Source organism: Bacillus multifaciens (genome assembly GCF_030756675.1).
In the GTDB taxonomy this organism is placed as follows: Bacteria; Bacillota; Bacilli; order Bacillales; family Bacillaceae_G; genus Bacillus_A; species Bacillus_A multifaciens.
The window spans coordinates 64,764-80,940 of the sequence record NZ_JAVBXD010000021.1; the positions used below are offsets into that span (position 1 = coordinate 64,764).

A 16,177-nucleotide genomic window follows, 5' to 3' on the forward strand; every position below is an offset into this window, starting at 1 on the left:
TAATAATACGAATAACCTCTAAATATATTTCTGTCATTTCATTAGCTGGTTTATGTAGTATGTATTATGTTGTAACTTTAGGAGATAATTTGTGTAGTTTTTAAATGATAAATTGCATATAAATGGAAAAAACTTAAGAAAGGAGGTTAGATATTCTGAACCGCCGCCAAAAAGTTGAACAGTCTGCATTATCTAAAATATTAAACTCGATCATTTTCTCAAGTAATGATTTGTACATCTTCTTTGAAAAAAATTCTAGCTTACCCCATAAATTGACTAATAGCATCCTCTGAGCAAGCTTCAAGAAAATTTTCTTGATACGATGCCTGGGGCTTTTCCTTTAACAATTCTCCCATTTCCTTTAGAACACCATGAGTAAGATTATTTAATTGCTTTAGTCGATTACGATGGATTTGCTTATTTGACTGTTGCTCTCGATGTAACTCTTTAGAATAAGCAATCGGTTGAATCACTTCTCTGTAGCGACTATATAGCTTGTCATTCATTTTTAACCCTTTAGGGTCCATATCGAAATTAGTTTCAATACTTACAGTAGGGTTATATGGGATAAATTTATCGAAGAACTCCCATAATGCATAAGCAAAATGCCTACTCGTACACACAGAAGGAGAATAACATCCAACTTCTTCTTTTACCGTTTCAATAAAAACCTTTTAAAGAATAGGATCTTCGAACGCATAAACAGCTTGGAATGATTCAATTGGATAGAATTTTTCCACCTTTATAAGCTCACATAAAGGTAACTTCAAAACAGTGTCATGTTTAATTGCTATATCAATGTGTTGCTTTCAAATAAAGTTTGATCAAAAATACCCCACAAGCCAGCATTTTAAGTAAATGAAGAAATTCATTTTGATCAATCTTTATTCAAAAGCTACACAAATCTATATTTTCCACTATTAGATACTAGTATAGCTTTTTAATTTCTTCGTCTTTGCAGTCCCATCTCGAAGAGTAAAAAAACAGTAAACCAATAAAAGGTTTACTGTTTTATAATTTTAAGATTAGATTATTTATTTTTATTTTTTGTCCAATTATAAATAATATCCTCATCTGACTTCTCTTCATCGGGATCATCAGAGAACCAGAAACTTAAATTTTCCTCTTCTCTTAATTTTTGATATAGCGTAGGTCGTAGAATTCTAGTTTTGTTATCATTAAATGGACTTCGTTGTCCTAATGTACCATCTGCTTTTGGAGGATTTCTTTTAACAGCGTAACAATAGAGTTTATTTGGATTCTCAGCATCACTTTGGCTGAGTGAATATATCAAAGCTTTTTGTTGTATGTTTGATTTCTTTTCAATCACTTTAGTAGGAATAAATGTTGAAAAATGTTGATTAAATTGTTGAAGTATATCCCCAAGGTTTTCGCTATATTCAATATTAAAATACTCTCTTAAGGTTTTAGTATCAACAAAAAGCTTTACTGAATTTGCAGGAACTAGTAAATTATCGTCAAAATTTCCTTGCCTTAAAAACTCGATCTTTAACATTGCATAGTCAGGTCTTGCTTCGTCAACCTCATATAATTTGACTAGTACTATAAAATCTTGCTGTTTATATTTAAATAAGAACGAGTCAATCCGCCAACCTTTTTTCTCCATATCCATTTTTAAGTGTCTTAAACTTTCGAAAACTTTCACGATAATAACACTCCTTTCATAACATATTGCATAGAGTTAATGTAATTGCAGCATTTTAGAATCAAACAATGATATAAAATTATAATAAGTATTCAAATACTCCATGTGAGGTAACGAAAATTTCCGCTTATGTTTCTTTAAGGTGGAATAAATAAAAGGAAATAAAAAAATTGAATTGTACCCCTTAACTTTGTTGTAATAGTTCATCTGGACAAAATTCATCTTGCTCTAATATTTTTGTTGGTTCAATACGTACCAGGCATCCTCTATTAACTTTCATATATGATACGCCTGTAGCACGATATGTGTTGATTAAATAATTTGTTATTTTCATATGTTGTTCCTCAGTACAATCTCCATTGCAACCTAGTTTAGTACATATAGGATATGCTTTTCTTCTATTTCCTCCGTGATAAGTAGATAAATCCATCTTTTCTTCTTCATCTCGATAAGGGAATTGTTCTTGTAAGTATGATACGTCTTTCCATGTACTGTATAATTCATCATAGACCACTTTGTATGCATCGTTTACATTTCGTTTTATAGATGTTCTTAAATTTTCTCGTGCTATAAGTTCTTTTAAAAAAGCTCTTTGCTCTTTAGTTACCTTGTTTGGTGATAATTTTTTCTCTATCAGTATATCCGATAGCATATACTGATGAATTTCTTCGACCGTTTTTTTTGATTTCAAATGAGCTAAATAACCCTCTAATATAGTTCTTTCATCAAGGTCTTTATACGGGAAATCTCTCATTATTTTAGTGAAAGGGAGTTTTGTTAAGAAGAGACTCAAACACACCCTTTTAAATAAAATTATTGTATCTCCTTTTAAATCCACCATAAATCCAGCATCCTTGCATGCCTTTTCTAAGAAGAGTTTTTGTTTTTGGGTAATCTTCTTAGATGAATTGATATGAGTCTTTGTTTTGTTCTTTTTTTTAGGACGTCCAAGGATATTGCCGATTTTTATTAAACTTCTGTTGTAAGGTTTATACTCTGCTTCTGCCCCTTTGTGTAGTTTATTTTTATAAAATGAAACTACACTGTCCCAAGATCTTGTTAATATATATCCATGACTTTCTAATAAGTTCTGTACATCTTTACCGTATCTATCTGATGTGTATATACGTTGATCTAGTATTGTAATGATTCCATAGTCCTTAATGCTTCTAATTAAACGACCTACTGCTTGCTCTAGTTTATTAATCATCATCGGATAATTAACTTCATCAAAACGATTTTTAGCTCCTTGACTCAACAACTCTACAATAGGATCTGAAGGAGGAAATGGTAATTTGTTTAAGATAACCGAAGTTAAAGCAGTCCCTGCTATTGAAAAACCTGAAAAAAAACTACCTGATCCAACTAATACACTTTCTTCTATATCTTTAAACTGTTTAGTGAGTTTTTCAACACCACTTTCACCTTGTTTATAAAGTGGAATAGCGGCAGTGGCTAATTTATTTTTAATTCCATTATGAATTCCGTCCATATGCTCTTTAGAGGTATTTAAAAGAAGCGTCCGGCCTTGCGTTAACTTGAGTAATCTGTTTGTCTCTTTTAGCGCTTTTTCTAAAAATGCATCATGATTAGGATTCCCAAGACCTTTAGGTATGTATACAAGCGCTTGGTTCCTATAATCAAATGGGCTCTCTAATACTTTTGTTGTATCTTCTCCTGGTTCGATTCTCCATTGATTTTTAATATATGAGAAATCACCGTTAACTGTAAGAGTGCCAGACATGAATATAATTTTATTCCTAATTTTGATGTAATCTAACATCTCCCTGAAAGTTTCTTTATAGTTATTTTTTACTATATGAAATGTATTATCTTCCAAGGTTACCCAAGATGTATACTCGTGTTTTTGTAGAAAATTATGAAGAACAATTGATAAATCTTCCAATATATCAGATCTTTTATCTTTTGCATCAAATAGATTTCCATTTACAACTCCTTGTAATACTTTCAGAGTTGCGAATACGTGATTGCTTAGTTTATAACGGCCTGTGTCGAATCTTTCGTTGTCGTCTTTAACTTGTTTCAACCAATTTTTTAAATGGGATATAGCTTTCCCCCATTTATACTTATCTTTTTTTATATATTTTTCAACATTCTTCAATTTGGAAAGGGAAAAAGACTGTTCTAACTGACCGATAAATGTTTCTAAAAAGTCATGTGCTTCATCAATTACTACAACACCCATATCAGTTTTTAGTACTGGTTCGTATATACTATCCATGTCCATTGCACTTAAAAATGAATTAATTAATTGATCATGGTTTGTTATAACAAGGTCATTCTCACTTGCCTTAAATCTTCTTCTATGTTGAAGAGTTGGACAACTCAGAGAGTATTGACAACCTCTACAATATGAATTGTTGGAAAGTTCCAGCTTTCTCCACTTACTATCCTCTATGTTAACTCTAAAGTCTCTTTCCAAATCACTTCGTTGCCCGCTATTACTAGTTTGAAAAAAATTGGTGAACACATCTTGTTCGGCACGCGAAAAAAAAGTTTTTTCTGTGTCAGTCATAACTTTTTTTAGATTGAAATGGCAATAATAATGTGATTTTCCTTTTGCTAGAATTGGACTTTTTACTAATCCTAATTTATTTAACAAGGGGACTTCACTTTCCATTAATTGTCCTTGTAAATTAATAGTAGCGGTTGCATACATAATTGCCCTTTGATTGAACTTACTATGATTTTTATCAACTAGAAGTGGAACTAATGCACCTAAAGATTTTCCTGTACCGACTGGTGCTTCTATAATCATAATTTTTTTGTTAGATTCTAAAAAGTCCCCAATATCTAATGCCATTTGTACTTGAGATGTCCTAATGACATTTGTATCGTAATGTTTTGGTATTTCTTCTTCAAATATTTGAAAAATAGAATCAGCTCGAGGATCCATTCGCTTCCTCCTACATCTCTTTAAATTTAAAATCTCCCTTTAGTAGTTAAAGTTAAAGGAGAGTGAAGTTAGTTCTAAATAATACCATTGTATTTTAACACAACATATAGTGCGGAACAAACGTTTTAGGTACTAAATAATGTTTCATTGCCTGGTTTTATATTTAAAATAGAATAATCAAATGTTTATTCTATTTTAGGAAGGGAAATAATGTTAATGCGCTATTTTTAAATTAGGGGGTGACTTATAAATGAGAATTCCATATTCTCAGCGAAGTAAACTCTATGATTTAAGCCCTTTAAATTTTAATGGGGAGTATGTTGAATCTTTAACTAGCTATATAACAAGACTTTCAAAAGTGCACTGTGTATCCCCTGGGAATTTAATTTCTAGTATTATTGCTCCTCTTTTAAAAAAGGAATTTTTAAATAACAGCATTGAACGTGGGGGAAATAGATTTTACGATGGTGCAAAAACTCTCAATGGATTTGATTTGAATTCTATTGACATGGTAAATGTGCTAACTCAACTTACTAATGTGAATAATCTGAGTGAGACCACATTACAATCACTGGATGAAATAATTCCCTCTCGGAATTTATTTAGGGACTGTTTGTCTTGGTGTCCATTGTGCTATGAAGAGTGGCTAAATCTTGGTTTGGAAATATTTAATCCTCTAATATGGCATTTAAAAGCAGTTAGATCCTGTAATATACATTCATGTAAACTTCAAAAACAATGTAATAAGTGTAATAAAGAAATTCCTATATTACATAGGAAAAGTATACTGGGATATTGCCCTTATTGTCAGAATTGGTTAGGTAGTAAGATTTCTGAACAAAGTGAGATAAGGGATATTTGGATGGCGGAAAATTCTGTGGAATTAATATTCAATAAAAAAAGAATTGCTAATTATTCAAAGGATAATCAAGTTACAAATAACCTTAATAAATTGTGTTTGGTTCTGACGGATGGTAATAAAGAAAAATTTGCTAGATTATTGAATGTTCCTAAGACGACAATGTGGGATTGGTGTAAGGGAAAAGGGCTTATTCCCTTGGAACGGATATTAGAAATTTGCTATATTTGTGGAGTATCACCTTTAAATTTTTATGTAAAAGATATAGTATCAACACCGATATTTGTTAATGAATCATTAAGATTATTAGATAGACGAGAAGAAATACAGATAACAACAAGGAATAAACGAATTATTAAGCATAAAGATATCTGGTTGCTATTAAAAAAATATTTAGAAGAAGACAATATACCTAAAACAATGAACCAAGTGTCATTAGAAATGGGTTTATGTAAAAGAACTTTATATAAATATTTTCCTGATATATGTAAAGGAATATCTGCTAGATACAAGGAACATATAAAGGTGAAGACCCAACAGAACTACGATGAAAATTGTAATAAGATCTCTGTGGCTATTGCTACTTGTAAGGAAAAAGGTATTTATCCAAGTAGAAGGAAAATAGAGGACGTTATGAATAAGCCTGCCATACTTAAAAATAAAAAGTTAAGGTTGTTTTATAAAAAAGAGTTAGAAAGGAGTTTTGTTACTTGTTAGGGGAACGGGGATTTGAAGAATGGAGTAATTCATTAAATTTAAAACCAGAGGGCATCGAGCTGATTCGTAGAGTTAGAGATTCATCTCCAGTTCGGAGTGTACAAAGCAAAAAGAATAATGTTGCAGGACGTTATTCTAGTACAAAAATGGGAATGACTATTCAATTTGAGAGTCACACGGTAGAGTTAGCCGCGATATATCTTATGGAATTTAATTCGGGTGTTTTAGAATATTATGATCAACCTTGTACATTAAAAGTGAGTTACATCAATCAAAATGAAAAAAAGGTATCATATCTTTATACGCCAGATTTTTTAGTTTTATATAAGGAAAATGTTATGATAGAGGAATGGAAAACGGAAGAGCAATTAGAAAAGCTATCTCAAAAAGAACCGAATCGTTATTTTAGGAGTGAGAATGGAGAATGGAGGTGCCCTTCGTACGAAGAGGCAGCTAATCAGTATGGTTTACAATTTAAAATTAGAACACCTCGGGATATAAATAGTATTTTATATAGAAACCTGATGTTCTTAGAAGATTATCTAATTGAAAATTCATGTTCTATAAATCAAGAGAGTATACAAGAGATATGGGATATTGTGTCTAATCAATTTGGAATTACATTATCAAATTTAATTCAATCAATAAAAGTAGCTAAGGTAGATGATGTTTACAGATTAATCGCTAGAAAAAAACTATATATTGATTTGGAGAAAGAAGTTCTCACTAATTTGGATAATGTTCGTATCTTTCAATCTAAGCAACATTACGAAGCGTATAAAGGAATAGAGGTTTTGCCTTTATGTGAAGAAAAACAAGTTAATATATTAGAAATCAGTATAAATGAAGTTCTATTGTGGAATGGGATTGAATGGAAAATTTTAAATAATGGAGTAGACACAGTTTCCCTGCTTTCTACTGATGGAGATATAGTAGAATTACCGAGGTTACATTTAATTGAATTATTTAACCAATCAAAAATTAAATCTAAAAATATTCAAGTTACTTCAACAGTTAATGAAGAATTTTTAAATCCTATTCTAGAAGCAAGTCCTGAAGATTTAGAGAAGGCAAATCAAAGATTAGAAATTGTACAAAAAGCTCTCCAAAAAGAAAAGTTTCAAGATATAGGAGTCACCGATCGAACAGTAAGGACATGGTTGAAAAACTATAGGGATGCGGAAGAATTATTTGGGAATGGTTACGTTGGTTTATTACCAAATTATAAAAAGAAAGGAAATCGAAATCGTAAGCTACCTTCAGAAACCATTGAATTAATGGAGAAATTTATAGAGACAGAATACGAAAATATAAAACAGAAGAATAAATATACAGTGTATGGACAATTCTTGGGAATATGTGAAAAGGAATCACTCCTTGCACCAAGTTATAAAACATTTTGTGTAGCTATTAATAATAGACCTAAGTATGAACAAGTAAAGAAACGACAAGGAAACCGTGCTGCATATGAATATGAAGAATTTTATTGGAATTTATCATCAGAAGTCCCTCGTCATGGCGAACGTCCATTTCAAATATCCCACATAGATCATACAGAATTAGATATTGAATTAAGGTGTTCTACTACGAACCGTATATTAGGACGACCATACATTACATTTTTAGTAGACGCTTATTCTAGGAAGAATTTATCCTTTCATATATCATTTGATCCCCCGAGTTATAAGGCTGCAATGATGGTGTTAAGAAAGTGTGTATATAAACATGGTAGACTACCTAAGAACATTGTGGTGGATGGAGGAAAAGAATTTCATAGTATATATTTCGATACACTTTTAGCTTACAATAAATTGCACAAAAAGGTGCGCCCACCAGCAAAAGCTCGCTTTGGAAATATTATAGAGCGTTTATTTGGAACAACAAATACAAGTCTTATTCACAACTTACAAGGTAATACTAAGATTATGAAAAATACACGACAGGTGACAAAATCAGTAAACCCTAAGCAACATGCAATTTGGACTTTAGGGAGACTAAATGAAGTACTTAATGAGTGGATTGAGGAAATCTATCACCATAATATTCACCCTTCTTTAGATGGTCAATCCCCTCAAGAAGCATTTGAATTGGGAATAAAAAAGGCTGGTAACAGAGAATCTACTTATATTAAATATGATGATGAATTTGTAATTATGACTTTACCTTCTACTCGTAATGGTAAAGTTACTATAAACTCTAGAACAGGTATTAGAGTAAATTACATTAACTATTGGAATTATGCATTTAAAAGTCCACAACTAGAGGGTGAAAGTGTGGCTATAAGATACGATCCCTATGACATTAGTGTCGTTTATGCATATGTTAAGGGAAAATGGATTAAGTGTACATCAGAGTTATACTATGACCTCAAAGGAAAAACAGAAAAAGAGTTGAGAATAGCTACAGAAGAGATAAAAAAGAAAAAATCCTTACATTCTGGAGGTTACACAATTAATGCTCGAAAGATTGCTGCGTTTATTAGTAAATTGGAAAAAGAAGAAAAAATGATGGTACAGAACTTAAAAGATACGGAACTTAAAAAAATTGTAGATTTGCCACTAGAATCTAATATTTCAAATTCAAAAAATAACACAGAAAATGATAATTATGAAGAGGATTTAGAAAAAGAAAGAAAATCTTTTAAGCCCTTTAAGCAATTCAATATTTATCATAGAGGTGATTAAAATTGGAAAATGAATCCCGAGGCTTCCCTATGTCGTTATTGCATGCTGATAAGGAAAGAAGATTAAATTATTTTCAAAAATGTGTTGTGGAACATACACGGATACAACAGGTGCAAGAACAATTGATTTCATATATCAATAATCCAGCGGGTTCTTCTATATGTTTAGTGTTAGGGCCTAGTGGTGTTGGAAAAACTACCTTAGGGGCATCGATTGAAACATATTTTGTTAAAAATTTGTTGGATGAGTTAAGCGAAGATTTATGCAGAATACCTATAGTTAGATTGGAATTAGTAAGTTCAGATTCAGGAGTATTTAACTGGAAGGATTATTATCGTCGAGCGTTAGAGTATCTACAAGAACCTTTAATTAATTTTAAGATTAATCTAGATCAATCAAAATTAACAGGAATGGAGAAGAAAAAGAGAAAGTTTAATTACCATGATGCCAATTCTACGCCAGAACTAAGAAGATCTCTAGAAAATGCTTTAAAATATCGAAGGCCAGTAGCATTTTTAATAGATGAAGCTCAACATCTACTAAAGGTATCAAGCGCTAAAAAACTGCAAGATCAACTAGATGCTATAAAATCACTAGCGAATATGACAAATGTTCCTCATATTTTAATTGGAACCTATGAGCTGAAAGAATTTGTTAGTTTAAGCGGGCAATTGAGTAGAAGAACAGCTCATATGCATTTCCAAAGATATCGAGCAGATCATGAGGAGGAGTATCATACATTCCTATCTGTACTTTATGTGTTTCAGAAACATCTTCCGTTAAGAAAAGAACCACAATTAATTGAGTATGGAGAGCTTTTGTATGAAAGGACATTAGGGTGTATAGGGATATTAAAAGATTGGCTTACGCGCTGTCTAGGTGATGCAATAGATAATGATGAAAATACTATTACATTAGAAATATTAAATAAGCATGCCCTATCTATCAATGCTTTATTAACCTTATTTGAGGAAATAGAGCAAGGAGAAAAATTATTTATTGAAAATGAACAAGAACGAATGGATTTAATCAGTAGGATCGGATTAAATAGTCAAAAGAAGATAAACAATTCTTCTGTTAAGAAAGTAAGAGGGTCAGTTGGTAAAAGAAATCCTGTAAGGGATAAAGTAGGTACAACTAATGACTAGTATTTATAATTCTAGTGTGAGAATTATAAAGGAAATATGTTGGCGAGATTTTTTGGAAGAACGTTCTAGATTATATTCACTCATTCCTTTTGATATTGGAACACCATACGTAGAGAATATTACTAGTTATATGATAAGATTAGCTAATGTTCATAATGTAGGGATTTGTAAACTAATGGATTATGAGATTAATCCATTAGTTTCTAATCCTTTAAGAGTATCTAAGACTGGTGCATTTTCACAGGCAAACGAGTTAATGGGAGGAAATGAATTTTCTCTAAAAATTGTAGATGCTTTAGTGGACTTAACTGCAGTTAGTGATATAAAATACACCACAATAAATTTAATAAATGGAGTATTAAATATCGTGAACTTATTCAGAGGTTTTCAAGCTTGGTGCCCTTGCTGTTATAGAGAAAGCTTAGAAGAAAAAGGGCATGTATATAATCAGTTGATATGGAATTTTGATGATGTAAATATCTGTTTAAAACATAAAGTTAAATTAAGAGTAGTATGCCAAGTTTGTAATAAATCGAATCCTTTTTTACATAAAAAGATTCAATTAGGATTATGCATGTATTGTAAAAGTAAACTTTATGAGCAGCAAGTTTCTGAGGATAATGTGGAAGACTGGGAAGTTTGGGTTGCGTATTGTATGGGAGATTTGTTAGCGCATATGCCACGTATTAAAGTGCCCAGCCTCAAAAATATCGACTTCATAGTTCATAGAGTATTAAATGAAATCTTTATGGGTAGCTATAGAACGATGTGTGAGTATTTTAATGTCAGCAAATTTACGATTACTCCTCTTAAAGTTAGAGATGTCCCTCCTCCGCTCACTTTTCTTTTAAAAATAAGTTATTTAACTAAGCAGACATTAATTGAGCTATTATGTGATCAAAAAATACCATTCATTAATAGAGATACTAAGGAAGAAATCAAAATAAAAAAAGACATATACGAAAATGTAGATGTAGATTATGCAGAAAACTACCTTCAACAGGTTTTACGAACTGAAGGAATAATATCGATACTTGATGTTTGTGTAAAACTGAATATTTCTCAATCAACTTTAAGGAATGGTTTTAGTGAGTATTATGAGAATATCTCGCTACATAATTATTCCTTATATAAAGAAAGATTTGAAAGGAGATTAAAAGAGAAATTAAACTGAAATGTTTTGGGCAAAGTTTTTCTGTTAGATTATGCGTTTAAAGTAAAGTCGCGACGTCTTAAACAACTTTAATAATCGCCTATCAAATTTATGGATAGGCGATTACTGTTTTTTAAGAACAAAATTAAACAATTTTATATTATTTTTACAACTCAAATTTTTAATCGCTTGTTGCATTGATTTTTATATTAAGGAGGGGGGAATATCCTTATCTTTTTTTAGAAACAGTTTGACATCTGGATAATATTGGTCAATATCATGAAGATTCAGGAAGGGTTAGGGGTTAAAAAATAAATTTCGGAAGTGTTATGCTTCAATTAATTGTTATCATGGTGGATAAAATTACTCTATTTTATTTAGATTTAGGAAGGGTTATGGGTTAATAATAGGAAGATTTATGATTCAAGTCACATTTTTGTGTGATTTGAACCATAAGTTTGCCGTTTCGGCAAACTTATGGTTCTTTTTGTTTGCGGCAAACTTATGCTTCCAGGATTTGAAGAATATTTTTAATGTCGCTTTTAAATAAAGTCACGGTGTTTATAAAAAAGACGCGATGTTTTGTCCCTTTGGATCAGTTTATCTAAAGGGATGTTTTTATAGTGAAAAGAAGATCTGAACTGAAAGACGGATTAAGGAACTGTTGAGCGGCAATAAAGTTACTCCACTAAAGGGCCATATTGTGGTACTGTTAAGGAAAAGCGAGTAATTGCGTGCGTTGTACAAGGGGGTGTTGGGGTGAATGTAATTGCGTGGTTGATCGTTGCTTGTGAAATAGGGTTTTGGCTTGTTATAACTTTAGGTCTGCTCACACGATATATCCTTAAGAAAAATAAATTAGGATTGTTTTTCCTAGCTTTAACACCTGTTATTGATTTAATTTTATTAGTTGTTACGGGTGTCGACTTGTATCGTGGTGCGACTGCTACCCAAGTGCATGCAATAGCTGCTGTTTATATTGGAATCTCAATCGCATTCGGTAGGAGTATGATTGAGTGGGCTGATATACGCTTTCAATATTATGTGATGAAACAAGGAGCGAAACCAGTTAAAAGATTTGGCATTGATTATGCGAAACACTACTTTAAAAGCTGGGGACAACATGTGCTTGCTTTTCTAATAGGTGCCGGAATTTTATTTGTCTTAATCTATTTAATTAACGATTCTTCTCGAACAGAAGTGTTGGCTGGCTTTCTAAAAGTATGGACACTTGTGTTGGGTATCGATCTTTTGATTGCCATAAGCAATTTTATTTGGCCGAAAAGGGAAAAAGGGTAACAATTTAATAATATCGCAATTGGGCGCGATTGTTGAGCAAACACAGGTAGAAAAATGATTAAACTTTTTTATGAAAAATTATTCACTAGCAACAAATAACCCAAGCATTTTGATCAAACTTTATTACAAACCAACAGCATTCATGGCAAGCTTATGGGTTAATAATTAATCCACGGCGAAGGTATGTTTCCTTTTTCCTCGAATAATCAACTAAATCTCCTCAAAAACATGTGATTTCCGGCAAAGATATGCTTCCTTTAGCGGCAACTTTATGGGTAAAGTCACATTGTGCGATTTGAACCATAAGTTTGCCGTTTCGGCAAGTTTATGGTTCTTTTTGTTTGCGGCAAACGTTGATTATTTCTACTTAAAATAGAAAAATTTATCGTTTGATTTTTTTGAAATTTAAGGTTCGATTTATTTTTTATATGGGAATGTTATTCAGTTTGAAAATATAACCTTTTCACTCATAAGATGGAGTCCCATTTAATAAAATTTATCATACTCTGAACAAAAACTTTCTATTTGCTTATCAGATAGTTTAAAGAAAGTATTCTGAGATACTTCTAAGACTAATGCTTGATCTTTTGTTATCCCCTGATATACTCCTCTTATTATTCTTCCAGTAAGTCCATGTGACATTACTATTACTTTTTCTTTATTTTGTATAGAATGTAGCCATTCAGATACTCTCTCTACAACTGAATCATAGCTTTCTCCACTAGGGGAATTAAAATACCAATTGTAATTATTAGTATTTTCCATGAGTTCCGGCCAAGATTTTTCAATTTCTTTTGTAGTTAAACCAGCCCATTTACCGACAGAGACTTCTTTTAATCGATCGTCCATTTTAACTTTATTTCTATCGTAACCTATAACCTCACATACTATATCAGTACTTTGTTGCGCCCTTCCTAATGGACTGGAAATAAACTCCCACTCTTTAGGGTGATCTATTAGTATTTTTAGTAATTTTGCATTCTTTTTGACTTGTTCAATGCCATCAGACGTTAGTGCTGAATCAAGTTCCCCCTGATACCGGCCTTTTACATTTAATTCAGTTTCTCCATGTCTAAGTAAATAAATAATTTGTTTCAAACTCATACCCTCCGAGTATTTAAAATCTAATACCTATTTTTTATAAAATTAAACAATCCCCTAACTTAATTTTAAGCCAACCGACCAACTTAGCAAATTAAATTTTTCTCAATCCCCCGTTTTTATGAAGAGCGAATGTTCAACGAATTACTCATAATGTGGAAAAATAACTAGAATTTGCTTGATTCAAAATCTAGTTGCTTTAAGCTATCAAACCAAATTTTCGCAATATTGAAGAATAAAGTTCTTGTAATCACAGGTTTTTGATCAAACTTTATTACAAAGCTACAGCATTCACGGCAAGCTTAGGGGTTAATAATTAATCCACGGCAAAGTTATCGTTCCTAATTTTACAAAGAAGAATTGTGAGGTATGTTATATTTTTTAGGTTTTTTTTGTTAATCGTATAGGGGGATAAAGTTGTTTAATTCAAAGAGTTCTCACGGATTTAATGGTCATCGTATCATGGATGAAACTTTTATATCTATTAGTTCTTCAAATTATAAACTTTTCTCTATTTCATCATATCTACATAATCATTCATCCAGCCTTGTTAAGAAGTGAGTTCCGCAATTTCAATTAAGCCTTTTGATCTTTAGTGATATTCTTGAAAGAATTTTGTTATATTTTTGCAAGAAAGTTGAAAGGTATTTAAGCTAAGATGTGTTTACTGATATTAATTTTATTTTACAACAAGGGGTACTTAAGGTACTTTGTATTACAAAAAACATTTAAAATATGTATTTTTACGCTCTCGAATTCTTGAACAAATTTGGGGGCTTGAATACGAGGAGATTAAGGCAGTAACTGTGTTAATGAATCATCTATATGAAGAGTTAGAGAAGCACAGATTATTGGTTTGAGACAACAGGGGGAACTACAATATGAAATTACGGAATCAATTGTTATTGATGAATCTATTAAGCACCGGCATTATGCTGATTGCTATCTGGTATAGCGAAATGAAAATGTTACTTAGACCGGAACAAACGCAGCTATTCATAGGAATTGTAACCGTAGCAATGGCGTTTTCAACGATTATTTATTGGCTATTAACACGCCCTATTACGGAATCTATTCAAAATTTAATTGCATTAACAAAACAATTTAGCGATAGACAATTTGGAACAGTGTATAGAATTGGACGAGGACCACAAGAGTTTAAAGAGTTAGCAACAGCCTTTCAACAAATGGCGAAAAAATTAAAAGAAGGGTTTACGAAATTAGAAGAAGGAGAAAAAGCACGTACAGAGATCATTGCGAATATTTCACATGACTTACGAACACCTATGGCTAGCATACAATTGATGATTGAAGCATTACAAGATGATGTAATTGCAAATCCCGAAATGAAAACGCAGTACTTAACGACAATCCATAAGGAAATACAACGATTAAGTGGATTAATTAATGACTTATTTGATCTTTCTAAGTTAGAACTTGGACAAGAAGATTTTTATCCAAGTTTCACACATATAGATCGTATTCTATTAGAAGTGTTGGATGCACATTCTATTTTATTAGAAGAAAAACAAATCGATTTACAATTACGCGTTTCTGATACATTGCCTAGGCTCTGGATTATGCCTTGTAAGATTGTACGGGTTATCAGCAATTTGTTACATAATGCGATTCGATATTCTCCCGTATCTGGAACGATTGAGTTAATTGTAGAAGAAAATAAGCAGAAGCAGCACGTTCAATTCATTTTGCGTGATGAAGGAGAAGGCATTGCTTATAGTGATCAACTGCGCATATTTGAACGCTTTTTTAGAACAGATCCATCAAGAAGCTCACAATCTGGGGGATCTGGACTTGGATTAGCCATTGCACAATCATTAATTGAAATGCACAAAGGCGAAATTGGTGTGCGAGATCGTTTAGACGGTAAACAAGGGAGTGAATTTTGGTTTACTCTTCCCGTTACATCAGCAAAGAAATGAGATGATTGCAAGACTTTTGTAACATTTATGAAAGTAATTTGAAAGATATTTAAATTAAGATGGGATTCCGAACATTAAATTCTTTTTAATCAGTAGGGAAAAACATACATACATACAAAGTGAGGAATGACGTTATGAAAAAAAATTTAAAAACAACTGGGATTGGAAAGAAGGTAATTCCTGCAACAGCAGCATTAGGTATTCTTTTTTCTATGGCCCCTGTTGCAGAAAATAAGGCTAGCGCAGGGATAGGTACGGTACTAGATGTAACGATTACTGCATTAGGTGCTATAGCAAACATTTATGATGGACTTGGACTAGCCCCTGGGGATATAAAACCAAGCACTACCATTGATGTATATGCAGAAAATATAGCTTACAAGGCTCCTAATTTTACATCTGGGGAATTTAATATTTCCATGCATCATACAGAAGGTGATTCGAATTTTACTAAATCAGTTAAAGTACTCTATCCAAATGGGAAAATTGAAATTCATAAATTAAAATCTGGGCAGCAACTTAAAATTACTCAAGCGGGTATAATCATAGATTTAAACCCTGATGCAAAATCTGTCTCAGAACACGATCTTCTTTACATTACACAAGCACAATTAGACGAAGGAAAGACCGGAGTTGTAATGAATCAAGATCACACTGCATTTGTAGAAAAAGCATCTGGTAAAAATCCAAGAT

The 16,177-nt window shown here is 31.9% G+C and carries 10 protein-coding genes and 2 pseudogenes; 7 read left to right on the forward strand and 5 right to left on the reverse strand.

Annotated features, from left to right (window positions below; translation table 11 throughout):
- Positions 1-133: 133 nt before the first annotated feature.
- The 4 genes and pseudogenes from Q9306_RS14415 to Q9306_RS14430 form a co-directional block, all read right to left on the reverse strand.
- Positions 134-229, reverse strand: a pseudogene (locus Q9306_RS14415) (hypothetical protein); the annotation flags it as partial.
- A gap of 31 nt (positions 230-260) precedes the next feature.
- Complete coding sequence (locus Q9306_RS14420) at positions 261-623, reverse strand: hypothetical protein (protein WP_306199558.1); 363 nt, start codon at positions 621-623, stop codon at positions 261-263.
- A 407-nt stretch (positions 624-1,030) separates the two neighbouring features.
- Positions 1,031-1,666, reverse strand: a complete 636-nt coding sequence (locus Q9306_RS14425) for a DUF6037 family protein (protein WP_431193912.1) — start codon at positions 1,664-1,666, stop codon at positions 1,031-1,033.
- A gap of 184 nt (positions 1,667-1,850) precedes the next feature.
- A complete protein-coding gene (locus Q9306_RS14430) occupies positions 1,851-4,583 on the reverse strand; it encodes an ATP-dependent DNA helicase (RefSeq protein WP_306199560.1) in 2,733 nt (910 codons plus the stop codon).
- A 250-nt stretch (positions 4,584-4,833) separates the two neighbouring features.
- Here Q9306_RS14430 and Q9306_RS14435 point away from each other — a divergent pair, with 250 nt between their 5' ends.
- The 5 genes from Q9306_RS14435 to Q9306_RS14455 all read left to right on the forward strand — a co-directional run bounded on the left by Q9306_RS14435 (position 4,834) and on the right by Q9306_RS14455 (position 12,443).
- Positions 4,834-6,159 (forward strand): helix-turn-helix domain-containing protein, encoded by a 1,326-nt coding sequence (locus Q9306_RS14435; RefSeq protein ID WP_306199562.1) that lies wholly within the window; start codon positions 4,834-4,836, stop codon positions 6,157-6,159.
- Positions 6,153-8,843: a TnsA endonuclease N-terminal domain-containing protein gene (locus Q9306_RS14440; RefSeq protein ID WP_306199564.1), complete on the forward strand. Its 2,691-nt coding sequence runs from the start codon at positions 6,153-6,155 to the stop codon at positions 8,841-8,843. The genes Q9306_RS14435 and Q9306_RS14440 overlap by 7 nt, the downstream gene beginning before the upstream one ends.
- A gap of 2 nt (positions 8,844-8,845) precedes the next feature.
- Positions 8,846-9,991 (forward strand): AAA family ATPase, encoded by a 1,146-nt coding sequence (locus Q9306_RS14445; protein ID WP_306199566.1) that lies wholly within the window; start codon positions 8,846-8,848, stop codon positions 9,989-9,991.
- Positions 9,984-11,165: a TniQ family protein gene (locus Q9306_RS14450; RefSeq protein ID WP_306199570.1), complete on the forward strand. Its 1,182-nt coding sequence runs from the start codon at positions 9,984-9,986 to the stop codon at positions 11,163-11,165. Before Q9306_RS14445 ends, Q9306_RS14450 begins: the two co-directional genes overlap by 8 nt.
- Positions 11,166-11,903: 738 nt before the next feature.
- Positions 11,904-12,443 (forward strand): hypothetical protein, encoded by a 540-nt coding sequence (locus Q9306_RS14455; RefSeq protein ID WP_306199572.1) that lies wholly within the window; start codon positions 11,904-11,906, stop codon positions 12,441-12,443.
- A 486-nt stretch (positions 12,444-12,929) separates the two neighbouring features.
- On the opposite strand, the gene Q9306_RS14460 is transcribed toward Q9306_RS14455, so the two are convergent.
- Positions 12,930-13,541: a histidine phosphatase family protein gene (locus Q9306_RS14460; protein WP_306199574.1), complete on the reverse strand. Its 612-nt coding sequence runs from the start codon at positions 13,539-13,541 to the stop codon at positions 12,930-12,932.
- Positions 13,542-14,425: 884 nt separating this feature from the next.
- On the opposite strand from Q9306_RS14460, the gene Q9306_RS14470 reads away from it, so the two are divergent.
- Positions 14,426-15,484: a sensor histidine kinase gene (locus Q9306_RS14470; protein WP_306199576.1), complete on the forward strand. Its 1,059-nt coding sequence runs from the start codon at positions 14,426-14,428 to the stop codon at positions 15,482-15,484.
- A gap of 134 nt (positions 15,485-15,618) precedes the next feature.
- Positions 15,619-16,177, forward strand: a pseudogene (locus tag Q9306_RS14475) (cell wall-binding protein); the annotation flags it as partial.